This is a genomic window from Buttiauxella sp. B2, from assembly GCF_006376615.1.
Classification (GTDB): domain Bacteria; phylum Pseudomonadota; class Gammaproteobacteria; order Enterobacterales; family Enterobacteriaceae; genus Buttiauxella.
This window is the reverse complement of the sequence record NZ_VEXQ01000016.1, coordinates 1-22,762: the sequence shown is the minus strand read 5'-3', so window position 1 is coordinate 22,762 and position 22,762 is coordinate 1. Positions and strand designations below refer to the sequence as shown.

At 47.9% G+C, this 22,762-nt stretch carries 18 protein-coding genes and 2 pseudogenes; 11 read left to right on the top strand and 9 right to left on the bottom strand.

Features of this window, described 5'->3' with window-relative positions:
- Nucleotides 1–21 precede the first annotated feature (21 nt).
- From FH968_RS16670 to FH968_RS16660, 3 genes are read right to left on the bottom strand one after another with little or no spacing between them, the layout of a single operon-like run.
- A complete protein-coding gene (locus tag FH968_RS16670) occupies nt 22–972 on the bottom strand; it encodes an ABC transporter substrate-binding protein (protein ID WP_139881584.1) in 951 nt (316 codons plus the stop codon).
- Between the two features lie 57 nt (nt 973–1,029).
- Nucleotides 1,030–2,013 carry an ABC transporter permease gene (locus FH968_RS16665; protein WP_139881581.1) on the bottom strand — a complete coding sequence of 328 codons (984 nt, stop codon included), beginning with the start codon at nt 2,011–2,013 and terminating at the stop codon, nt 1,030–1,032.
- 3 nt (nt 2,014–2,016) lie between these two features.
- The gene (locus tag FH968_RS16660) at nt 2,017–3,516 is read right to left on the bottom strand and encodes a sugar ABC transporter ATP-binding protein (RefSeq protein ID WP_139881579.1); all 1,500 of its coding nucleotides are present in this window, start codon (nt 3,514–3,516) and stop codon (nt 2,017–2,019) included.
- A gap of 499 nt (nt 3,517–4,015) precedes the next feature.
- On the opposite strand from FH968_RS16660, the gene fucI reads away from it, so the two are divergent.
- From fucI to fucR, 4 genes are read left to right on the top strand one after another with little or no spacing between them, the layout of a single operon-like run.
- On the top strand, nt 4,016–5,794 hold the full coding sequence (gene fucI / locus FH968_RS16655; protein WP_139881577.1) for an L-fucose isomerase: 1,779 nt from the start codon (nt 4,016–4,018) through the stop codon (nt 5,792–5,794).
- A 54-nt stretch (nt 5,795–5,848) separates the two neighbouring features.
- A complete protein-coding gene (gene fucK, locus FH968_RS16650) occupies nt 5,849–7,294 on the top strand; it encodes an L-fuculokinase (protein ID WP_139881575.1) in 1,446 nt (481 codons plus the stop codon).
- Between the two features lies 1 nt (nt 7,295).
- On the top strand, nt 7,296–7,718 hold the full coding sequence (gene fucU, locus FH968_RS16645; RefSeq protein WP_139881573.1) for an L-fucose mutarotase: 423 nt from the start codon (nt 7,296–7,298) through the stop codon (nt 7,716–7,718).
- 28 nt (nt 7,719–7,746) lie between these two features.
- A complete protein-coding gene (gene fucR / locus FH968_RS16640; protein WP_139881571.1) occupies nt 7,747–8,466 on the top strand; it encodes an L-fucose operon activator in 720 nt (239 codons plus the stop codon).
- A 4-nt stretch (nt 8,467–8,470) separates the two neighbouring features.
- Here fucR and FH968_RS16635 read toward each other — a convergent pair whose 3' ends face one another.
- Nucleotides 8,471–8,857 (bottom strand): cytoplasmic protein, encoded by a 387-nt coding sequence (locus FH968_RS16635; protein ID WP_139881569.1) that lies wholly within the window; start codon nt 8,855–8,857, stop codon nt 8,471–8,473.
- Between the two features lie 5 nt (nt 8,858–8,862).
- Nucleotides 8,863–9,261, bottom strand: a complete 399-nt coding sequence (locus FH968_RS16630) for a hypothetical protein (protein ID WP_139881567.1) — start codon at nt 9,259–9,261, stop codon at nt 8,863–8,865.
- A 100-nt stretch (nt 9,262–9,361) separates the two neighbouring features.
- Between FH968_RS16630 and FH968_RS16625 the strand changes: the two genes are divergently transcribed.
- Together FH968_RS16625 and FH968_RS16620 are read left to right on the top strand one after the other, a co-directional pair.
- Entirely contained in the window at nt 9,362–9,865 is a 504-nt protein-coding gene (locus FH968_RS16625; protein ID WP_139881565.1) for an ESA_00282 family adhesion-associated protein, read from the top strand.
- Between the two features lie 196 nt (nt 9,866–10,061).
- Complete coding sequence (locus tag FH968_RS16620) at nt 10,062–10,622, top strand: NlpC/P60 family protein (protein ID WP_139881563.1); 561 nt, start codon at nt 10,062–10,064, stop codon at nt 10,620–10,622.
- A gap of 371 nt (nt 10,623–10,993) precedes the next feature.
- Here the strand turns inward: FH968_RS16620 and FH968_RS16615 are convergent, their stop codons facing one another.
- Together FH968_RS16615 and FH968_RS16610 are read right to left on the bottom strand one after the other, a co-directional pair.
- Nucleotides 10,994–12,034, bottom strand: a complete 1,041-nt coding sequence (locus FH968_RS16615; RefSeq protein ID WP_139881560.1) for an aldo/keto reductase — start codon at nt 12,032–12,034, stop codon at nt 10,994–10,996.
- A gap of 173 nt (nt 12,035–12,207) precedes the next feature.
- Nucleotides 12,208–13,569 carry an HdeD family acid-resistance protein gene (locus tag FH968_RS16610; protein ID WP_139881558.1) on the bottom strand — a complete coding sequence of 454 codons (1,362 nt, stop codon included), beginning with the start codon at nt 13,567–13,569 and terminating at the stop codon, nt 12,208–12,210.
- 252 nt (nt 13,570–13,821) lie between these two features.
- Here FH968_RS16610 and FH968_RS16605 point away from each other — a divergent pair, with 252 nt between their 5' ends.
- Together FH968_RS16605 and FH968_RS16600 are read left to right on the top strand one after the other, a co-directional pair.
- The gene (locus tag FH968_RS16605) at nt 13,822–16,386 is read left to right on the top strand and encodes a penicillin G acylase (RefSeq protein ID WP_139881556.1); all 2,565 of its coding nucleotides are present in this window, start codon (nt 13,822–13,824) and stop codon (nt 16,384–16,386) included.
- 16 nt (nt 16,387–16,402) lie between these two features.
- Nucleotides 16,403–16,567 (top strand): annotated as a pseudogene (locus tag FH968_RS16600) (transposase); the annotation flags it as partial.
- Between the two features lie 144 nt (nt 16,568–16,711).
- On the opposite strand, the gene ansB reads toward FH968_RS16600, so the two are convergent.
- Complete coding sequence (ansB, locus tag FH968_RS16595; protein WP_139881554.1) at nt 16,712–17,758, bottom strand: L-asparaginase 2; 1,047 nt, start codon at nt 17,756–17,758, stop codon at nt 16,712–16,714.
- 753 nt (nt 17,759–18,511) lie between these two features.
- Here ansB and FH968_RS16590 point away from each other — a divergent pair.
- Nucleotides 18,512–18,754 carry a hypothetical protein gene (locus FH968_RS16590; RefSeq protein WP_139881552.1) on the top strand — a complete coding sequence of 81 codons (243 nt, stop codon included), beginning with the start codon at nt 18,512–18,514 and terminating at the stop codon, nt 18,752–18,754.
- A gap of 95 nt (nt 18,755–18,849) precedes the next feature.
- Here the strand turns inward: FH968_RS16590 and FH968_RS16585 are convergent, their stop codons facing one another.
- Complete coding sequence (locus tag FH968_RS16585; protein WP_139881550.1) at nt 18,850–19,284, bottom strand: glycine zipper 2TM domain-containing protein; 435 nt, start codon at nt 19,282–19,284, stop codon at nt 18,850–18,852.
- 323 nt (nt 19,285–19,607) lie between these two features.
- Here FH968_RS16585 and FH968_RS16580 point away from each other — a divergent pair.
- Both FH968_RS16580 and FH968_RS16575 read left to right on the top strand, forming a co-directional pair.
- Nucleotides 19,608–19,724: pseudogene (locus tag FH968_RS16580) on the top strand (IS5/IS1182 family transposase); the annotation flags it as partial.
- A gap of 945 nt (nt 19,725–20,669) precedes the next feature.
- The coding region (locus tag FH968_RS16575; RefSeq protein WP_223271331.1) for a retention module-containing protein at nt 20,670–22,762 on the top strand (2,093 nt) is incomplete at its 3' end.

Sequence of the window (22,762 nt, the reverse complement as noted above, 5' to 3'; positions counted from 1 at the left end):
GCAAAGGGGTGGGTAAAGCGCTTATTTCTTCCCAAATGGATGCAACAGCTTATCGACTGCTGGATCGTTAATGTTCTTCATGCTGACGAATTTAACCGGAATATCAATTACTTTAGCCACGGCTTTGCCATTGATAGCATCATCCAGCGCTTTAATGCCCTGATAACCAATCTGGTAGGCATCCTGAACCACAAAGCCTTGCAGCACGCCAGATTTTAAGAAGCCAATAATTGCTTCGGTACTATCAAAACCGATAACTTTCACTTTGCCTTTAATACCCAGGCTATCAATTGCGTTGGCAACGCCAAGTGTTGAGCCTTCGTTGGTCGCGTAGATCCCCGCAAGATCCGGGTTGGCTTGTACCATATCGGTGGTTTTATCCATCGCTTTTTGCGGGTCACCATCGCTGTACTGCACGGGCAACACGATAATTTGCGGATACTTCTCTTTCATCTGTTTGGTGAAACCTTCAGAACGCTCAATGGCAGAACTGGTTCCGGCAACGTGAGCAATCACTCCAACTTTACCTTTGCCACCGACTTCTGCGGCCAGCGCATCTGCTGCCTCAGCGCCCGCTTTCACGTTATTGGTGGCAACAAAACTGGCGGGAATGTCTGAATTCACTCCTGAGTCGAAGGTCACAACTTTAATCCCTCGGCTGTTTGCGGTTTCAACCAGCGGTGTCAGCGCGTTGGCATCCAGTGCGGCAAGTAAAATGCCATCAGGTTTTTTCGCCATCGTGTTTTCAATAAGCTGAATCTGCTCGGCAATTTGTGTTTCGTCCGCCGGGCCAACAAAACTGGTTTCGACACCCAGATCTTTTGCCGCCGCGACAGTCCCCATTTTTACAGTCTGGAAGAATTCATGTTGGTAGCCTTTACTCACCACCGGCAGCGTTAACGTCTTCGCGTAAGCGGTACTGACCAACAGTGCAGCAAGGGAAAGTGCACCTAATATGTGTTTGGTTTTCATCTCACTAGCTCCGTTATTATCGGGTTTTTTAAAGGGTTTTAATGATGAAACAGACTGCTAACGCATTTTCTTACGTAACGTATCGAGATAAACCGCAGCGATGACCACAATACCCATCGCAACCATCTGCCAGAATTGAGATACCCCCATCAGGTTGAGGCCGTTTTTCAGCACACTCATGATGAACGCGCCAATAATGGTGCCACCGATAGTGCCAACGCCGCCCATCAGACTTGTGCCGCCAATCACCACTGCAGCAATGGCTTCCAGCTCGTAGCCAACACCCACAGTGGGTTGGCCGGAGTTAAGGCGCGAGGCGAGGATAACCCCGGCAATACCGGTTAACAGGCCGCAGAAGGCATAAACAAAGATTTTGACGCGCTGAACCTTAATCCCGGAAAGGTGGGCTGCTGTTTCGTTGCTGCCCACGGCGTAGACATATCGGCCAATCACGGTCTTTTTCAGTATCCATGCCGCAACCAACGCGATAATAAGCAGATAGAAAACAGGATACGGAAGCACATCAAACAGCCGGCCCTGCGCCAGCAGCTTAAAGGTCGGGTAATCAGAGAAATAAATGGCGCGACCGTCGGTCATTACCATGTTGATACCGCGCACCGACATCATCAGGCCAAGTGTTGCAATGAAAAGTGGGATAGTGGCGCGCGTCACCAGAAAACCGTTGATGCAGCCACATAAACCGCCAGCCAGCATTCCAGCAATCACGCAGACAATCAGCGGCATACTAAAAGAAGCACATAACCCGACCACTACGCCGGAAAATGCCACCACAGAACCTAACGACAGGTCTATGCCGGATGTGATAATGACGTAGGTCACGCCAATCGCCATAATGCCAATCACAGACGTTTGCAGCGCAATCGTCATGATATTTTCAGTATTAAAAAAGAAGGGTGAACTGAAGCTAAAAAATATCACCAATAAAACTAGGCTAAATAAGGGGGCGAGGCGCATTAAAAGCGCTTTATTCAGACGGCGTGTTTTTACCGGTTGAGTGGTGGGCGTTAATGAATCGGTCATGTTTCAGTCCTCTAACGTCGCATATTTCATAATGGATTCCTGAGAGGCGTTGGCTTTGTTTAGCTCGCCTGTTATGTGTCCGCTGCGCATGACTAATATGCGATCGCACATGCCAAGAATTTCGGGTAACTCAGATGAAATCATGATGATGGATTTTCCTTTGGCGACCAGGCGATTCATCAGTTCATAAATTTCTAACTTTGCACCCACATCAATACCCCGGGTTGGCTCATCAAAAATTAAAATATCAGTATCTTTGCAGACCCAACGGGCGATGATAATTTTCTGTTGGTTTCCGCCGCTAAGATTAAGGGCTGACTGTTGTAAGTGAGGTGTTTTAATTCGCAATGTATCAACCAGTTTCTGGCTAATATCCTGACACTGTTTTTCTTTCACAATACCAAATTTATCTGAATACTCTGGGAAGTTTCCTAGCATAATATTGAGTTCGACGGACAAACCTAATGCCAGGCCTTCTTTTTTACGGTCTTCAGTTAAATAACCAATACCTTTTTCAATGGCTTGATGGACATCATTTATTTTGGTTAATTCGCCATTAAGACAAATTTCACCGCTATCAATTGAATCTGCGCCAAATAATGCGCGTGCCAGTTCAGTACGTCCCGCACCCATTAAACCGGAAAGGCCAAGTACTTCGCCTTGATATAGGCTGAAATTGATATTGTGCAGCACACCTTTACGCTGGAGGTTTTTAACTTCCAGCACTTTGTTTTTCCCGATAAACGGCGGGCGGCGCGGATAGATATCACCCAGTTTTCGCCCCACCATTTTGGTAATCAGGTCACTGATCTGCACCGTTTCATAATCCACGGTATCTATGTATTGCCCGTCGCGCATCACGGTAGCTCGGTCTGCTATCAGCGCCAGTTCTTCAAGGCGGTGGGAGATGTAAACCACGCCGGTACCTTGTTCTTTCAGTAATCGAGTGACGCGAAACAGGCTATCTATCTCGCTTTCGGTTAATGCCGCGGTCGGTTCATCCATTACCAGAACTTTGGCATTTACCGAAATGGCTTTGGCGATTTCGACCATTTGCTGTTGGGCAACTGTTAAATCAGAAACGCGTGTTTCAGGCTTAATTTTGAGATTCAGTTTTGCCAGAATATCTTTAACCGACGCACGTTGTGCGGGTACATCAAGCCGCCAGCGATTGTTTTTACAAAACTCACGGCCAATATAAATATTCTCTTCAACCGTCAGGTCAGGAAACAGATTAAATTCCTGATGAATGATGGTGATACCCATATTTTGTGCATCGAGAGGGCTGTCGAATTTTACTTTATTGCCCTCGTAAATAATCTCGCCTTCATCTGGGCGATAAACACCGGAGAGAATTTTCATTAGTGTAGATTTACCTGCACCATTTTCCCCAAGCAATGCATGGACTTCTCCACGGCGTAAATTGAAGCTGACATTACTGAGTGCCAGAACACCGGGGAATCGTTTCGTAATATTATTCATCTGCAAAAAAATGTCAGACATGGCGCTTTCCCTTGAATTGATCAGGTGTTCGCGGTCATTGGTTAACGGGAAAGACAGATACTCAGAGAGTTATTTCACCGGAGGAAGGGAATAATTATCCTCACGCTTCTCCGGTTTTCGCTGTGTATAAAACCCGTTGGGGATTAATTTTCGCTAACTCGAGTTAGCATTTCCGTTTTAAAGCTATTCAAACTCTGTGGTTCCGACAAATTATTTGCTGTCAATTTGTGATGTGACGCAGCGTAAATGAATCATCTATTTGAATTATAATGATTTAATGATAACCCTTTAAAACTAATTATTTTCACATTTAACCTAATGCTTAAAACTCGTGAAAAGCATCACACTTCACAGATAAATTTATTGTCGATTTTATTCTCTGGTATCTATGCTAATTCGAGTTAGCAATTTTCATATTTTCGCTGTTCATACTTTCAAGTGTGTTTAAGCGACATCAGCTCGTTCACGAAAAATAGATTTACCAACATGAGGGTTCTGTATGAACCGTACTAATTCCTTACCTAAAATAGGCATCCGCCCGGTAATTGATGGCCGCAGAATGGGCGTGCGCGAATCACTTGAACAACAAACCATGAACATGGCAAAAGCGACAGCACAATTGCTCAGCGAACAGTTGCGCCATGCTTGTGGTACGACGGTTGAGTGCGTTATTGCGGATACCACCATCGCCGGTATGGCGGAGTCTGCTGCTTGTGAAGAAAAATTCAGCCGCCTGAATGTAGGATTAACGATTACGGTAACGCCATGCTGGTGTTATGGCAGCGAAACCATTGATATGGACCCGATGCGTCCAAAAGCTATTTGGGGATTCAATGGTACCGAGCGACCTGGGGCGGTTTATCTGGCCGCAGCCCTCGCCGCACACAATCAAAAAGGCTTACCCGCATTTTCAATTTACGGCCATGACGTGCAAGAAGCTGACGACACCTCGATCCCTGCTGATGTGCAGGAAAAATTGCTGCGTTTTGCTCGCGCCGGGCTCGCGGTTGCTAGCATGAAAGGCAAAAGCTATTTGTCCGTTGGTGGCGTTTCGATGGGCATCGCCGGTTCGATAGTCGATCACAACTTCTTCGAGTCGTATCTCGGTATGAAAGTGCAAGCCGTGGATATGACGGAATTGCGTCGTCGTATTGATCAAAAAATCTATGATGAACAAGAGCTTGAGCTGGCATTAAGTTGGGCTGATAAAAACTTTAAATATGGTGAAGATAAAAACGCTGAGAAGTACCACCGTTCAGAGCAGGAAAACCATGCGATTTTGCGTGAAAGCTTGCTGATGGCGATGTGCATCAGAGACATGATGCAGGGGAATACCAAACTTGCCGAGAATGGGCGCGTGGAAGAATCTCTGGGCTATAACGCGATTGCTGCTGGCTTTCAGGGCCAGCGTCACTGGACGGATCAATACCCGAATGGCGATACCGCAGAAGCGCTGCTCAACAGCTCTTTTGACTGGCATGGCGTACGCCAGCCGTACATTGTAGCGACCGAAAACGACAGCCTGAATGGCGTCTCCATGCTGTTCGGGCATTTGCTTACCGGAACCGCGCAAGTGTTTGCTGATGTTCGTACCTTCTGGTCACCGGAAGTCGTGAAACGGGTTACGGGCAAAGCGCTCACCGGGCGTGCCGAACACGGCATCATCCATTTAATTAACTCGGGTTCGGCTGCACTAGATGGCACTTGCAGGCAGGAAGATGATGCCGGAAATCCGACCATGAAACCTCATTGGCAAATCAGCCAGCAAGAAGCCGATGCCTGCCTTGCTGCAACCCAATGGTGCCCAGCGGTGCATGAATACTTCCGTGGCGGCGGTTTTTCTTCGCGCTTCCTGACCCGTGGCGGGGTACCGTTCACTATGAGCCGCATTAACCTGGTGAAAGGAATTGGTCCGGTGCTGCAAATTGCCGAAGGCTGGAGTATCGACCTGCCGAAAGACGTACACGACACGCTTGATAAACGCACCGACTCTTCGTGGCCGACAACGTGGTTTGCACCGCGTCTGACAGGAAAAGGGCCGTTCAAAGATGTTTGGTCAGTAATGTCGAACTGGGGTGCTAACCACGGTGTGCTGACGGTTGGCCACGTCGGTGCTGATTTAATTACGCTTGCCTCAATGCTGCGCATTCCGGTGTGTATGCACAACGTTGAAGACGAAGCGATTTATCGTCCGTCAGTCTGGAGTGCACACGGTATGGATAGCGAAGGTCAGGACTATCGCGCTTGCCAGAACTATGGCCCGCTTTATAAACGTTAACCCAACCCCAAGCCGCTGCCTGCAAGGTAGCGGCACTGGAAAGCAGGAGACGTTATGAAGCAAGAAGCTGTGTTAGTTCTGGATTGCGGTGCCACTAATGTGCGGGCGATGGCAGTTGAAAGCCAAGGGAAGATTGTGGCGAAAGCCACGGTCGCCAATGAAAGTCAAATTTCCGCAGAAAATCCGCATTGGCATGACTGGTCGCTCGACGACATTCTTCAGCGCCTGGAGCGCTGTTGCCAGCAGGTTATGGCACAGCTCAGGGGTTGGGAAATTCGCGCAATTACCGTAACCACCTTTGGTGTGGATGGTGCGCTAACCGACGAGCGTGGCGAATTGCTTTATCCCATTATTAGCTGGAAATGCCCGCGAACCGTCGAAACGATGGCAGCGATAAACTGCACTATCTCGCCGCACGAGTTACAAACACTTTCCGGCGTCGGCCAGTTTAGCTTTAACACGTTGTACAAATTGTTGTGGCTCAAAGAGAACCATCCGCAACTTATAGACCGTGCCGATGCGTGGCTATTTATCTCATCACTCATTAATCATCGTCTGACGGGGGAATTGACCACCGACCGCACCATGGCGGGTACCAGCCAGATGCTCGACATTCATAATTCCCGTTTTAGCGACACCATTTTGCAAGCGGCAGGTTTACCTGAACGGCTTTTCCCGCGCCAGGTTATCCCTGGCGAAATTATCGGTACGTTGCGCCCGCAAATGGCAACTGCTCTGGGGTTAACTCCGGGAATTCCAGTTATTTCCGCCGGTCACGATACCCAATTTGCGCTGTTTGGATCGGGAGCAGGTCTTTCTGCACCCGTGCTTTCTTCAGGGACATGGGAAATTCTCATGGCTCGCAGTCAGGGCGTGAATACTTCGCTGTTGCCGGAGTTTGCAGGATCAACCTGCGAGTTGGACAGCCTGCCGGGTTTGTTCAATCCAGGCCTGCAATGGCTGGCTTCCGGCGTTCTGGAATGGGTGCGCCAACTCTACTGGCATGATGTTGAGGCACCGCGTGTTTATCAGAAAATGATGGCGGAGGCAGAGCAGGTAAAGCCGGGTTGTGACGGTTTGCAGATGGATTGCGGGTTAATGACGCGCCCATCAAATGCGGGCTGGCAAGGGGTGACACTCGCCACCACGCGCGGGCATTTTTATCGCTCGACGCTGGAAAGCTTGAGCTGGCAGCTTCGCGGAAACTTGCAGGTTCTTGAATCACTCGGCGACTTCAAAGCCCAGGAGTTACTGCTGGTGGGAGGAGGTAGCCGAAACGCGCTGTGGAACCAAATTAAAGCCGACATTCTCGACCTGCCGGTAAAAGTCCTGGACGATGCAGAAACCACGGTGCTGGGGGCGGCAATGTTTGCCTGGTCCGGGTGCGGCGCGTTTAGTTCGCCTGAGCAAGCACGGGCACAAGTTGATTACCAGTACCGTTATTTTTATCCCGGTGTTCACTGCGAGGCTTATCGCAAAATTGCCGCTAAAGGAGTGTGAAATGCTAAAAAACATCTCGCCGCTTATCTCTCCAGATCTGCTAAAAATACTCGCTGAAATGGGGCACGGAGATGAAATTATTTTTGCCGATGCACATTTTCCTGCCCACAGTATCGGCCCGCAGGTCATCCGTGCAGATGGGTTACTGGTCAGTGATTTGCTGGCCGCCGTAATCCCACTTTTTGAGTTAGACAGCTACGCACCGCCGTTAGTGATGATGGCTCCGGTCAGTGGTGATGAACTGGATAGCCAGGTAGAGCAACGCTATCGCCAGGCATTATTTAAAGATGAGCATGGGCCTGCGATTGAGCGCATAGATCGTTTTGCATTTTATGAACGCGCCCAACAAGCCTTTGCGATCGTCATCACAGGGGAGCGGGCGAAGTACGGCAACATCTTGTTAAAGAAGGGGGTCACCCCCTAATATCCTGGCAACGCCGGGAGACATGATAATGAAAATCGCACGCCATCAGGAACTGGTTCAACTTGTCGAACAGTACAACAATCTGACCACACAACAGCTGGCTCATTTACTTGAAGTGAGCCAGGAAACCGTGCGTCGCGATCTGCGTATGCTGCAAAAACAGGGGAAAATTGTACGCCAGCACGGGAAAGCAAAGCGCATAAACAGTGGTGCAGATGAAAGTGGTGATCCTTTTACTTCTCGCCTGAAAAGCCATCTTAATAGCAAAGCTGAAATTGCCCATCGAGCACTCGCCTGGATTGTGCCGGGCATGGTGATAGCACTGGATGCCAGTTCAACTTGCTGGTATTTGGCCCGTTTACTCCCCGATATTCCACTTACCGTCTTTACCAACAGCGAACGTATTTGCCATGAGTTAACCAGGCGCGAGCATATCCAGCTTATTAGCACTGGCGGGCTGCTCCAGCGAAAATATGCCTGCTATATCAATGCGCCTCTTGCGGTTCATCTCAAATCTCTGGATATCGACCTGTTCCTTTTTTCCTGCGAAGGCCTGGACTGCCACGGAACATTGTGGGACACGCGTAGTTGGAATGCAGAGTTTAAAACCACGCTGCTCAAACGATCTGCACAGTCATTACTGTTACTCGACAAGAGCAAATTTGATCGCGTGAGTGAGGTGCGGATCGGTGAGCGCAATGATGTGACCGAAATTATTACCGAAGGTGATATTTGGGAGCGCACGTAACGTCTTACAAATGGGGTGTTTTGTAGTTGTTTTCCAACAGAGCACGAGTCCGCGCCAGCGTTTGTGCTTCCTCATTTCTCAACTGCTGATAAACCTCTTCGAGGCGGGCAAGGATCTCGTTTTTAAGCCTTGAGTGATGGGTGATAATTTCACTGAGTACTGCACCGTAAATTTCTTCTTTCACGCGGTAAGGGTAAATTTGGTGACGGTTATGCCACTTTTGTTCAACCAGCGCCGAGGTAATATTAATTTTGCCTTGAGCAAAGTTGTCGATATTGGCGTTTTTAATTTGCACCAGGGCGGCAATATTTTCACGCAATAACGTACTTTCAGGTGCGGTGTCATCGGTTGAAACGGTGTTTTCCAGAATGAGTGATTGCGCGTCTGACATTGATATTACTCGTTAAATGAATAAAACAGTGGCCAGCTTTTTTCCTGGGTGAGCTGGTTGACCCATATTTCCTGTAAATGATGACTTATCTGCAATTTCATATCTTCAATTAACATATGCAAATCGGCAGAGCTGATTTTTTCTTGCTCTATAAGTTCATTCACAACGGTCATTATTGCTTCTATTTTAACCACACAAAATAAACGTTCTTTTAAATGTCGGTCATTTTCTTCAAGTAGGGTATTTTTCGCCTGCCCAGCGTAGTGATTGGCGCTCAGAACCGTTTTTTCGAGAGCTAAAAGATTATCCTGAGAATTTATAGTTAGAGCGCTATGTTCTTCTGATAAAGAAATATCAGCCTGTGAGACAGGGAAAAGCACTGGCACCAGGTTGGTGGGCAGCATTAGGTGTCCTTTAATATTCGCAGAGTGAAGTTCATGGCAATCAGGTGTTACGTTGACAATATTTTGCCTCAAAATTACTATAAAAAAAACAGGAGTCCTCATGACCAGCATCTTTTATTCGATTGTATTAATATTATTGTTGATGTGCCTCGTATTGGTGCTGATGCGCGAAATTTCACATCCCAAAGTCAAATTAATGCCACAAGCGTCCCCTAAATTAAATTTAACAGATAGTGATGAGCGTGAAGATTACTTTGCTAAGTTAATATCGAAAATTACTCCTGACTATTATTGGCGGGTAAGCCATGAATATGTGGACTTTAATCATGCAACAATTAAACGCATGAGCATCGACGAACTCAGTGCAGACCCCGAGCTTTTTAATGCGCAAAGACGATGCAGTGATTTGAACTCCGCCATTTACCGCTATTACGACAACCTGAGAAAACGCTGTACTGAGGGTGAGAAAGTACCGTTTGGCGACATTGAAGTGCTGAATTTACGCCAGTGTTTTGACGAGTTCAGTCATGACGCTTACCCAACGCTAGTGGCGCTAGTATGGCCGCATTACAGCCGCCCAGTGGTCGAACTCGTCAATGTGTGAGTGCTTGCTAACTACGTTGCTAACCAAGTAAGAGTCTGTTTTTTTAGCTTTAAAAGGTTAAGTCCAGTATTGGACTGATTATAGTTTGTACAAAATTCACTCGATGGTTATTATTTGTTCAACCAAAAGGAGTTGCTCGTCCTATTACTGAAGACTCGGTAATGGTTTGTTTGCCTGTATATGAAAGATATTATTTATGCTTCGTTTTAAAAAACTCATTACCGCATCATTTTTTATCATCCCTTTGATTATCAGCACCAACTCCCATGCTTTTAATATACCAAAGGAACTTGCATCATTAGGCGTTCAGTCTCTTTCCCAACATGATATATTCTCCGAAAAAGCAGATTATATAAAGCCTAAAACTAATTATGAATCAAATAACGTAAGAAAGGCTATATTGGCACAATTTGCCAACTGGAAAGGTACGCAATATCACTTTGGTGGAACGACGCACAAAGGTGTCGATTGCTCCGCGCTAATGCAGCATATTTTCAGTGATTCTTTCCACAAAGAGTTGCCAAGAACCACCGGCCAACAAATACAAAATGGGTCTCAGGTGAGTAAAGATAAACTTCAACCGGGCGATTTAGTCTTCTTTAAGACATCTCCAGGTATGCGCCATGTCGGGGTTTATGTTGGTGATAATCAATTTATCCATGCTTCAAGCACCCAAGGGGTGACAATTTCCTCTTTGGCAAATAATTATTGGGTTGAACATTACGAAACGGCACGCCATCTGGAAGTTGTGAGTTGAGTCCAATTCGTATTTAAGCTGTTTTATTTTCCTGCTCGATTCCTTGTATTAATACTATTTTACGTTATATATCATGAATAAATGGTTTAAATGTATGGTAGTTGATCTATTCATTAACCTATATTTATATTTGGGATTTTAACGGGGATTACTCTCAAACGAATCGAAATTTAATTCGTCATATGGCGGGGCTACGATGGTCTTGCTGGTAACCAGCACTATGTTTGTAAGCTGTTACGCACGTCAGTCTGGAATTCATGCTCAAGGCCAACGCGCCAGCCAAAGAATAAACGGCAACGAAGTAGCCTTAAAATGAAATTATTTCTAAGATAGTGGGCCTCATAGAGTCATTCAGCGAAGCCCACATTTTATTATTTATCTGACGATGCCTGCCAAAGATTCAATTGCCCATCGGCGACATGCTTATCAATTGCGGCTAATTCCTCAGCGCTAAAGCGTAAATTCTCTAGTGCCTTCACGTTCTCTTCCAGTTGTTCCGTGCGGCTTGCACCAATCAAAACTGATGTCACTCGGTCATCTTTCAATAGCCAGCTTAACGCCATCTGCGCCATGCTCTGACCGCGCTGTTGAGCCATTTCGTTGAGTAAGCGCAAGCTATTGAGGTTGGCTTCTGACAGCATGTTTTCAGTTAATCCACGCGCTTTTTTCCCTTCAACTTGCATCCGCGAACCATCAGGAATGCCGTTCAGGTATTTGCCCGTCAACAAGCCTTGTGCCAACGGGGTAAACGCGATGCAGCCCGCACCATTTTGCTCAAGCGTATCCAGCAAGCCGCTCTTATCAACCCAACGGTTAAGCAGGTTGTACGAAGGCTGGTGGATAAGCAGCGGGATTTTCCACTCGCGTAGCAGGCCGGCCATTTGTTGCGTGCGCTCTGGGGAATAAGACGAAATCCCAATGTATAGCGCTTTACCGCTTTGCACTGCATGTGCCAGTGCGGCTGCGGTTTCTTCCATCGGCGTATTTTCATCTACCCGATGCGAATAGAAGATATCGACATATTCAAGACCCATGCGCTTGAGGCTTTGATCCAGACTTGCCAGCAGATACTTACGTGAACCACCGGAGCCATATGGCCCTTGCCACATGTCGTAGCCCGCTTTGGTAGAGACGATTAGCTCATCGCGATATGCAGCAAAATCTTCACGCAACAGGCGGCCAAAGTTTGCTTCTGCTGATCCCGGCGGTGGGCCGTAGTTGTTTGCTAAATCAAAATGAGTGATACCCAAATCAAAGGCTTTTTGCAGCAATGCGCGCTGAGAATCGAGCGTGTTTACATGACCAAAACTGTGCCACAGGCCAAGAGAAAGGGCGGGGAGTTTCAGGCCGCTTTGACCACAACGGCGGTATTGCATGGTTTCGTAACGGGAAGGGGAAGCCAGATACGGCATGATGTTTCCTTATAGTTGTGATTTGAAACGTTGTTTCTATACTAGCGCGATGGGCTATAACAGCAACGCCATAAACCGTAAGGGAAAGGGTAGATCACACTCTGGCGCTTTGTTATGTGGTGCAGAAAAGGTAGAGTACGTAATGATTAGCGGAAAGTGGCGAGCCATTAACGCTAATCCTGCGTATTTTCCTCATCGCTTTTGCCTTTTCTCCATGCGATACGGCGCTGGAACATCTTGTTCAATGCACGTCCGGTAGTATTTAACCAACCGGTGGGGCGTGGGTCGGCAAGCATGCTCAGTGCCCGGGCGTAATCCAGTACCAGGCCTGGTGTCCATGCCATGGTTTCAGCACGTTTGCGCAGCTGCAGCGCCACCCATAGTTCCGGTGTCGACATCAATTTCCCCATTGCCATCCAGAAACCTCGCTTCTGCCACAGCCTGCCAACTGAGCCTTCAAGTGCCGCTTCCAGCCCTCGCGCCACACCGCTCGAACAATTTCGGTGCGTCAAATTGTAGGACTCATTCTGACGATAACTTTCCCAGAACGCTTTCAGCCGCGCTTCGCTGTAATTGCGAATGCGCACTTTTCTTGTCGACGGGCACCATTTTGCGGCTTCTGTTGCATAATCTGGCTGGAAAAGCCCTGGCACGTTGTTTTCTGGTGTTGCACGCAATAAGCGTGCGAACTCATCTGGTGACTGGTCAATCAGCTCAGCAGGATAGAGACTAAGGTAAATTCCACCTGGTGATTCCAGCGCGGCGTGCCCGGTGGAGATAACGCCGTTACGGTCGACGGCGGCGATATAACGGCTAATTATCGGGCGTGGAATAGTTTCGGCTGGTGCGGAGCCAGCGGGCGTCCAGACATGAACCGTCAACGCTTTTTCATCGTCATCCGGTGGGCCATCCCACTCGACAATATCTGGGGGGAGGCTATCGGTTTCTTCCATAAAAACCGCGCCTTTAAGACCCGGGTTTTCAGCGGCCCGTTTCACACGATTGGCGAGGATAAACATATTCCACCCCGTAAAAGCGAGGCCAAGCCCAAGGCAGTAAGGCGCCGTGCCCATATAGTCAGAAGGCCACGGCTGAAAGAAGAATATAGCCAGCACAATTTCAACGACTCCAGCCCATAAAGCGGGCCGCCAACGGCGATAACGCACCACCACCGCAGAAGCGATTTGCAGTGAGCCATCAAACAAAAACAGCAGACCGAAGATCATCGACAGAACAAAATTCCCATGATGATGGCCCGCCAGAATCAGCACCGCCGCCAGAGTGAATGCTCCACCTTTGACGTAACGTAGCACCCGCTGGCCGCCCATGCCGCTATGCGCCACCATCAATGTTGCGCCGCCTTCGAGCAATAATAAGCAGGCGAAAGGTTCAATAGGAAGAAATAGCGAACCATCCAACGCATCAATAAAAATTATGACGCCAGCAATTAACGTTACCCAGCCGAAATGGCGTAACCCGCGCCAGTGAGAACGCAGAAAATCAACGCCAAGCAGGATCATGGTTAGCCGCATCATGAGTGCATTTCCGTAAATTTGCTCACCACATATATAGCCCACCAGAGGCAAGTTCGACATAAACACAAATGGTTTAACTCAGAGTCTGGTATCGCGTTTTATGATTCGTTTTTTATCTATTTTTAATAAATGATGAATGATTAATTTAGTTACCCTGCTCACGATTTCACCTCAAAGTGTCCCGGTGAAATGGATAAAGTCTGCACCGTTGCTAGTATCCTTTTGCAAGTCTTTCATCTTTAAGAGGATACAATGAAAAATAAAAATGGCCTTATTGTGAGTTGCTTTATGGCAGGGGTGGCAGCGTTATGGAGTTCGCAGGGAGCGACAGCGGAGCAAAGTAAGGATGTAAAAATCATTCGCGATGAGTACGGCGTTCCTCATATTTACGCCAACGACACCCGAAACCTGTTTTACGGTTATGGCTATGTGGTTGCACAAGACAGGCTTTTCCAGATGGAAATGGCGCGCCGCAGCACCCAGGGAACCGTGGCGGAAGTGCTGGGCCGCAAATTTCTCGATTTCGATAAAGACATTCGGCTTAACTATTGGCCTGCCAATATTCATGCCCAAATTGAAGCGTTACCCCCTGAAGAAAAAACTATCCTGCAAGGCTATGCCGATGGCATGAACGCCTGGATTGATAAGGTGAATGCGGATCCTGGCAAACTGCTGCCAAAAGAGTTTTCAACCCTCGGCTTTAAACCGCAACACTGGCAGCCTTTTGATGTGGCGATGATTTTTGTCGGCACCATGGCGAACCGCTTCTCTGATAGCTCCAGTGAAATTGACAACCTTGCACTGTATAACGCGCTGAAGGACAAATACGGTGACAAGCAGGGAATGGGTGTTTTTAACCAGATTAAGTGGCTGGTCAACCCTTCTGCGTCGACGACTATCGAGCCTGACGAGCATCGTTATCCCTTTAAACTAACCAATCAGGCCACACAGCTTGCCTATAATTTGCCTCGTTTTGACCACACTCCACCGACGTTTGAGCGATTAGCGAAAGGCAATGACGGTGCATTGCTGGCGCTGAGCCATGAGCAAAATAAGTCTGTTATCGAACAACAATTTGCCCGCAGCGGGGCCAACGGCCTGGCGGGTTATCCGACAACCAGCAATATGTGGGTTATCGGGAAGACAAAAGCGGCAGACGCCAAAGCGATTATGGTCAATGGGCCACAGTTTGGTTGGTATGCGCCGGCCTACACCTATGGCATTGGTCTGCACGGTGCCGGGTACGATGTGGTGGGCAACACACCATTCGCTTATCCCGGTTTGGTATTTGGGCATAACGGCACGATTTCCTGGGGTGCGACCGCCGGATTTGGCGATGACGTTGATATCTTCGCGGAAAAACTTGATCCCAAACGTCCTGATTATTATCAGCACCAGGGGCAATGGGTGAAAATGCTCAGCCGCACTGAAACGATCAATGTTAAAGATGGCGCTCCGGTTTCCTACACTGTCTATCGAACGGTTCACGGCAACGTTATCAAAAACGACCCGCAAACCTCCATCGGGTATGCAAAATCCCGTGCCTGGGAAGGCAAAGAGGTCGCTTCACTATTGGCCTGGACACATCAAATGCAGGCAAAGAACTGGACGCAGTGGACGAAACAGGCCGCAAATCAGGCTTTAACCATCAACTGGTATTACGCTGATAAACAAGGGAACATCGGTTATGTGCATACGGGTGCCTATCCAAAACGTAAGCCTGGGCACGACCCGCGTTTGCCGGTTCCCGGAACGGGTGAATGGGACTGGGATGGCATTTTGCCGTTCGCCAACAACCCGCAAATCTATAATCCAAAATCGGGCTACATCGCCAACTGGAACAATTCGCCAGAAGAAGGTTATCCAGCATCGGATCTTTTTGCTTTCCTGTGGGGCGCTGCCGATCGTGTTGATGAGATCAAAAAACTTATCGACGCTCAGCCGAAACTCACACACGAACAGGCGTGGGGCATTATTGCCAAAACCAGTCGCCAGGATCTGAATTTACGGTTGTTCCTGCCATCCATTGAACATGCAGTTCAGGGGTTGCCAACCAATGATCCACGCCGCCAGCTTGCTTCTCTTCTGGCGACCTGGGATGGAAATAATCGCATGAATGCGGATGACAAAACTTACCAGCATCCAGGTTCAGCGATTTTGAACGTCTGGCTGACCAGCATGCTAAAGCAGACCGTTGTTGAGGCCGTGCCTGCTCCGTTTAACAAGTGGTACAGCGCCAGCGGTTATGAAACCACGCAGGATGGCCCAACCGGTTCTATGAACATCAGTGTGGGTGCCAAAATTCTGTATGAGGCATTGCAAGGGGCGAGTTCGCCAATTCCGCAGGCTGTCGATTTGTTTGGCGGTAAATCGCCCGATGAGTTGGTCAGAAATGCTCTGCAAGAGACCTGGCAGCAGCTTTCAAAGCGTTATGGCGAGAAGCCAACGGGTTGGAAAACGCCAGCCTTGCCGCTGACCTTCAGAGCGAATAACTTCTTCGGTGTGCCGCAGGCCAATGCCGATGAAGCCGTTCACCAGGCGGAATATCAAAACCGTGGCACCGAAAACGACATGATTGTTTTTGGCGCTAAAGGCAATGAGGTGCAGGCGTGGGATGTTGTGGCACCTGGACAAAGTGGCTTTGTTGCCCCAGACGGTACGCCTGCGAAGCACTATCGCGATCAGCTGGAGATGTATAAGACATTTGGCCGCAAACCGTTGTGGCTGAGTCGCGAAGAGGTGAATGCGCATAAAGAGTCAGAAGAGGTGATTAAGAGCCTATCTCAAAAGGGATCATCGTATGATGCGTTACGGTAATTTCTGAGAGAAAAGTATGGCAGGCAGGAAGTGGCAGATAAGCGATGAACTCTGGGAAAAAATGGCTTCTTTTATCCCGGAGCACAAAACCAGCCACCCGCTGGGGAGGCATCGTAGACGTGTTGATAATCGTGCCGCAATGAACACCATTTTCTTTGTGCTCACAACGGGTTGTCGCTTTCTGTGGTTATCTTAAGGGCAAATACCCACGCTATAAAGCTGGTCGCGGATACCCTGGATGTCCTTCAGACGGGCAGACCCGGTAAAAGGCTACTCTTATAGTAACAATGGAAAAATGCCCCAGACATTGCTGGGGCATAAACGATCAATACTGATTAAACATCGTTTGGATCTGTTTAGGATCTTTGGTTTGTGTTAGTGCCAGTTGCAGCAGAACACGCGCTTTTTGTGGATTGAGTGAACCAGAAGCGACAAAGCCGTACTTCGCATCATCAACCTCAGCATCCTGGGTGGTTGAGCCAGTCGGTACGCGAGAAGAACGTACGACAACCATTCCTTTATGCGCAGCCGCCGCCAGAGTATCGAACACAGTTTTGTACAGGTTGCCATTACCGACACCCGCACTAACGATCCCTTCGTAACCCGCATCTACCAGCGCTTTTGCCGGAAGATCAGATGCATTAGCGTAATTATAAACAATACCCACCTTCGGCAATTCAGTCAGTTTAGAAACATCGAACGGCGTGGCGGTTGTGTGCTTACGCGCAGGTATCCGCTGGTAGTCAATTTTACCATTGTGAATGTAGCCCAGAGGGCCGGAGTTAACTGCCTTAAAGGTTGCAACATCCGTTGTGTTGGTCTTGGTTACGTCGCGACCATCGAGAACGGTATCGTTCATTACCACCAGTACTCCGCGATTCGCAGAGGTTTTATCTGCCGCAGTCAATACCGCGTTATAGAGGTTGAACGGGCCATCTGCGCTCATAGAAGTGGACGGGCGCATCGCCCCCACCAGCACTACGGGTTTGTTGCACTTGACGGTCAAATCGAGGAAGTAAGCCGTTTCTTCCATCGTATCAGTGCCATGAGTGATGACGAAACCATCGGTTTTATCGCACTCGGTATTGATCTTCTTCGCAAGTGTTAACCAAACGGCATCGTTCATATCCTGAGAACCAATATTAACGACCTGTTCACCTTTCACAACTGCGATATCCTTCAGTTGCGGAACAGCATTGACCAGATTATCTACGCCAACGTTGCCTGCCGTATAGTTTGATTTTGTTGCTGAGTCACCGCCTCCAGCAATTGTCCCACCGGTCGCAAGAATAGTGACATTAGGCAAGGCAAGAGCTGTGCCGCTGAACCCAATAACCAGTGCGGCAAGTACCGTTTTCCTGAAAAACTCCATGTTATTTCTCCAGTTACGTGAATTTGCCGCATTATCCCAATGTCACAGATGAATAATGTGACTTCATACAATTAAGCAGATAAATGTATTTTTAATATTGTTAAATTTAGAGGTAGATATCAAAAAATGGGTAAAAGACAAAAATCACATGATCAATGGCAGATGAGTCATTAAGGGATACAGTCTGAATGGGTAGACGGCCCGTTAAGAATTAAAAAGCAATCTAAGATCAGCGCCTTACTTAAAATCAGCAGAGGGTTTATATGCCAATTACTTTGGAATTCTAATTTTTTTCAAAAGCTCTGTGCCAGTAGCCACTCTGGATAGTCTGTTATGTTTGAGGAGCAACTTATCGCTCATGTTTCGTGCAACCAGATTGATAATGCTTAATAACCACCGGAGTCGGTGGCTGTTGCATTTCAAATTTTACTGAAATACATGGCACGGTTATTAGCACATCAATTGCGCATAATATGCGTAACATGTGAAATAACCCTATTTTTCACATTGAATATGTGCCGCCAGCACAGCGCAATCAACACATCCAATTGCTATAATTATTTTATTTTTTATTAAATAAAATAAATTAATCCCATCGGCGTTTATTTGGTAAGAATACCACCCCAACTGATCTGATTAATAATGTAATGCGTTGCGCACTATTTTCAGATTAGTCACAAGGAAATATGAAATGTTTTTAAATTTAGGGTATTCACACTGATGTGATTCACCTATTTTGTTTGAGGATCTACCATGAAGAAATCTGTATTGATGCTGCTTGCCGCTACTGCGTTGATTACCCTATCACCTGCACAGGCTACCCAACAGGCATCTCAGCGCCGTGATGCTCGTGATGTGCGTCAAGACACGCGTCAAGATTCGCGTGACGTCAAGCAAGAGTGCCGCGAAGGTCTTGTTGGTAATGCCGATTGCCGTCAGGATCATCGCGAAAATAAACAAGATGGTCGTGACACCGCACGCGATGTCAAATACTGAGTTCTTACCGGGATTCGCTTATTGCCCATTCAATTGAGCAGTAAGGATTCTGGATTGCAATGGCCGGGATTCTGGCCATTCATTAATAGCGTGACCTAGAGTGATTTATCGACAACCGTGTCGCTACCGGTAGTCAGAATACGAACCTTATCTCCCTTGTTAAAGTTCAGATTGGTCTTGTGATCCTGCACAATGTTAATCAACTTTCCGTCCTGGGTCTTAATCAAAATCTCATCAGTCTGCTTTGCCGCTTCATTACCCTGGCGATTGCGCGAAGCTTCAGCGCCTGCAACTGCTCCAACAGCAGTAGCGACTGTCTTACCATTTCCGCCACCAAATTGGTTACCAACAGCAGCCCCAATGGCTGCTGCCCCTGCGGTACGCAGTGGACGTGAAGTGTGTTGGTTTCCTTGAGTAGTAATACGGCTATCTTGCACGGTGCCATATTCAATTTGGGTGCGGGTGCCTGCAATACCAGGCTCGCTTGCCAGGGCAAGAAGGCCTAATGCGATGATTGCAATTTTCTTCAAAGTTAAACTCCGATACAGAAGGGGTAGTCGAATCTTATTTATATTCTGTGACGAACTCACAGGATAATTACGTTTAAAATAAAATTAATTAGTTAAATTCATTTTGGATTATTTCCTATCAAAATAACCTGTGCTTCCCATTCACTTGTTTTTCTTGGTCTTCCTGCCATGTCAATTTCAGAGAAGGGAAATCTCTCTGCCATTTGGTTTACTGATTTTTACGACCCGGAGTTCATGTTTTCATGTCCAGCTCGCCCTTTTTGACAGGCTTACAGCCTATCCAGTCGAGGAAAGAGGTGTCCGATGCCATCTGAACGACAGATTTTAAAGCGCATCGCTGGGTGGTAGAGAGAACGCACAGCTGGATGAACCGTTTCCGTCGCATACTGACCCGCTGGAAAAAAGTCGAAAACTATGAGGCGATGCTGCATTTTGACTGAGGCATCATTGTCTGGAATAAAATCATATTGGGATAGGCTCTAAGTGTGGCGCAGTAGTTTTATGTTGGGGCGGGTATGGTAGGCATGGCTTGCCTTACTCGCTTGCATGAGTCGATACGCTATAATCTGACCTAATGAGCCGATAATGAAAACTAATTCACTCACTGTGGTTGGTAATACACTTTGCTCTGTAACGGATGACGTTATCCCTATGTTCGGTTGATGCATTCATTAACTGAACGTCCTGAAACCGTTATCCTGTAGGATAAAAAGACCAATTAAATAACACGATAATATTTATCGTTAATAACGAAAGTGTAGTGGCGGTTGATTAATTAAGTTAATTCAATACTACTTAACTTCAGGTAAGTTTGTGTCTTTGTTTTCCTCAGCGATTGTCCGGCCTGTGGGATCGTTTTCGGTGGTGCTGACATAAGTCGTAAACGCATAGTTGAGATAGGTTTATGCGATGCTGACCCTTGTTTTGCAGGCATTCATTACACCAAATGAGCTAAGTTGAAGGCTGTTCTCTGGCATATATCAATATGTATTTATATTCACAAATAACATCATGCTATTTAACATGTGCATGAGAGGTTCTATGGTGTTCAATTAAGCGGCTTTCATTCGCAAGTGTTATAAATGTTTCACCATATCATGTTTCACTTTTGCTCATTTTTTATTATATTTAGACGGTGGCTAGAACTCAGTGGAAATAGCTTTCGTAAATGTGTTTTTTTCTACATTAAAATATGAACAATGCGAATTGAATGCGCAATAATGTGTATTTTTATACATTTCCTATATTGAGTCCTGAAGTGTAATCCCTGGTAATTGTGTATTTTTATACATTTAAAATGGCAATTATAAAATAGAGAGTATTGTTATTAATTCTTTAATAAATTCAAGTTTCCATAAAAATAACAACGATAATCAAGAGAGGGTATGGTGAGCAATTTACTCGGTGTGATCAGAGCGGTAATAGGTCAAGTTTATGTCGTCGCGGCAGATGGCTCGCAGCGTCTTCTGAAAGAAGGCGACAGAATCTTTAACGGTGAGGAGATAGTCACAGGAGATAGCGGTGCTGTCAGTGTCTCTTTGCCGAATGGGCAAACCCTTGATCTGGGTCGCAATAGCCACTGGGGCGATAGCGGTTTGCATACAACTAATAGCGCTGAGCACGATACCCAGGATGTGGCATCGCTACAAAAAGCCATTACCGATGGTGCTGACCCGACACAAGCATTAGAAGCGACGGCGGCGGGGAATGAAGCGCCGGTCTCGCTGGAAGGTGGTGGCGGCGGTCACACGGTGGTGCAGCTAGATTTAACTGGCCTTGTGGTTGATCCGACGGCGGGTTTTAAAACCGCTGGAATAGGTGCGCCGGGGACAGATACTGTGCGCTTCGATCCGGGCAATGACGCCTCATCAAATTCGTCTCCGATTCTCCCTCCCCAGGTACGCATCGAAGATTTTGCCGGTAACGACGGTTACGTTAATAAAGACGAACAGCCACACACTCCAATAAGCGGTACCAGCAATCAAAATCACGTCACGCTGGTCTTTACCGATAGCCAAAATAATACATTGACCCTTGATGTCCCGGTCAAAAATGGCCACTGGTCCGCGCAACCCGATTTAAGCCGTCTGGTGCAGGGCAATATTACCGTTGTTGCTACTGCGGTTGACGTTACAGGTCGTTCGGTGCACAGCGATGTGACGGTGGAAATCGATAATACCGGTCCAAAAGACACGATCAGTGTGGATAACGTTACGCCTGACAACGTGATTAATATCGCCGAGTCCCATAACCCGCAAACGTTAGTCCACGGCAAAGTCGGCGGCGACGCAAAGTTGGGCGACACCGTGACGCTGACAGTGAATGGGCATGATTACGGCACCACGGTCATCAATCTCGGCAACGGCTCTTTGGGTTACCAGGTCAACGTCTCGACTCAGGGTCTGCTGGATAACCCGGATATTCGCGCCACCGTAACCTCAACGGATACCGCAGGTAACACCACGAGCGCAACCAGCCTTCATCATGTTGACGCCGATTTAGATATTCATAACTCGGCCACTATCGCTACCGTGGCTAATGACGATGTGGTCAACGCGAACGAATCCCGGATGCCGACGTTTATCAGCGGCACGGTAGGCGGCGATGCGCAGGTGGGTGATGCGGTCACCGTAACCGTACAGGGTGTGAATTACACCGGCACGGTAGTAATAGGCGATAACGGCCAGTTACGCTACGAAGTGGCGGTGCCAACCAGCACACTACAGGAAGGTAAAAACGACGTTCAGGTGACGGTGGTCAGCCACGATGTGGCGGGCAACGAAGCCGTCGCCATTGAGCACCACAACGTGACGCTGGATACCCAGGCTCATAACAGCCTGACTATCGGCGATGTTGCGGGTGACAACGCCGTCAATGCGAACGAAGCGCGCATGCCAACGCTCATCAGCGGTGAGGCCAATGGCGAAGATGCGCGGGTTGGCGATCCGGTGACCGTGACCGTGCAGGGTGTGGATTACACCGGTACGGTGTTGATGAGCGATAACGGCCAGTTGCGCTATGAAGTGGTGCTACCTACCGGAAAAGACCAGCCGTTGAAGGAAGGCAAAAACGAGGTGCAGGTAACGGTGGTCAGCCACGATGCGGCAGGCAATCAGGCTATCGCCATTGAACACCTCAATGTGACGCTGGATACCCAGGCACATAACAGCCTGACGATTGGCAAAGTGGCGGGCGACAACGTGGTGAACGCCAACGAAGCGCGCATGCCGACGGTGGTAAGCGGCGAGGTGGATGGCGAAGATGCGCGGGTCGGGGATCCGGTAACCGTGACGGTCCAGGGCAAGGATTACACCGGGCATGTGGTGATGGGCGACAACGGGCAGCTACGTTACGAAGTGATGTTGCCGACCGGAAAAGACCAGCCATTGCAGGAAGGCAAAAACAACGTGCAGGTGACGATTGTCAGCCACGATGCGGCAGGCAATCAGGCCATTGCCATTGAACGCCACAACGTGAC

Bases quoted from the DNA above. Each gene is read 5' to 3' on its own strand.
- FH968_RS16670 (WP_139881584.1), bottom strand. From the start codon at position 972: ATGAAAACCAAACACATATTAGGTGCACTTTCCCTTGCTGCACTGTTG.
- FH968_RS16665 (WP_139881581.1), bottom strand. From the start codon at position 2,013: ATGACCGATTCATTAACGCCCACCACTCAACCGGTAAAAACACGCCGT.
- FH968_RS16660 (WP_139881579.1), bottom strand. From the start codon at position 3,516: ATGTCTGACATTTTTTTGCAGATGAATAATATTACGAAACGATTCCCC.
- fucI (WP_139881577.1), top strand. From the start codon at position 4,016: ATGAACCGTACTAATTCCTTACCTAAAATAGGCATCCGCCCGGTAATT.
- fucK (WP_139881575.1), top strand. From the start codon at position 5,849: ATGAAGCAAGAAGCTGTGTTAGTTCTGGATTGCGGTGCCACTAATGTG.
- fucU (WP_139881573.1), top strand. From the start codon at position 7,296: ATGCTAAAAAACATCTCGCCGCTTATCTCTCCAGATCTGCTAAAAATA.
- fucR (WP_139881571.1), top strand. From the start codon at position 7,747: ATGAAAATCGCACGCCATCAGGAACTGGTTCAACTTGTCGAACAGTAC.
- FH968_RS16635 (WP_139881569.1), bottom strand. From the start codon at position 8,857: ATGTCAGACGCGCAATCACTCATTCTGGAAAACACCGTTTCAACCGAT.
- FH968_RS16630 (WP_139881567.1), bottom strand. From the start codon at position 9,261: ATGCTGCCCACCAACCTGGTGCCAGTGCTTTTCCCTGTCTCACAGGCT.
- FH968_RS16625 (WP_139881565.1), top strand. From the start codon at position 9,362: ATGACCAGCATCTTTTATTCGATTGTATTAATATTATTGTTGATGTGC.
- FH968_RS16620 (WP_139881563.1), top strand. From the start codon at position 10,062: ATGCTTCGTTTTAAAAAACTCATTACCGCATCATTTTTTATCATCCCT.
- FH968_RS16615 (WP_139881560.1), bottom strand. From the start codon at position 12,034: ATGCCGTATCTGGCTTCCCCTTCCCGTTACGAAACCATGCAATACCGC.
- FH968_RS16610 (WP_139881558.1), bottom strand. From the start codon at position 13,569: ATGATGCGGCTAACCATGATCCTGCTTGGCGTTGATTTTCTGCGTTCT.
- FH968_RS16605 (WP_139881556.1), top strand. From the start codon at position 13,822: ATGAAAAATAAAAATGGCCTTATTGTGAGTTGCTTTATGGCAGGGGTG.
- ansB (WP_139881554.1), bottom strand. From the start codon at position 17,758: ATGGAGTTTTTCAGGAAAACGGTACTTGCCGCACTGGTTATTGGGTTC.
- FH968_RS16590 (WP_139881552.1), top strand. From the start codon at position 18,512: ATGAAGAAATCTGTATTGATGCTGCTTGCCGCTACTGCGTTGATTACC.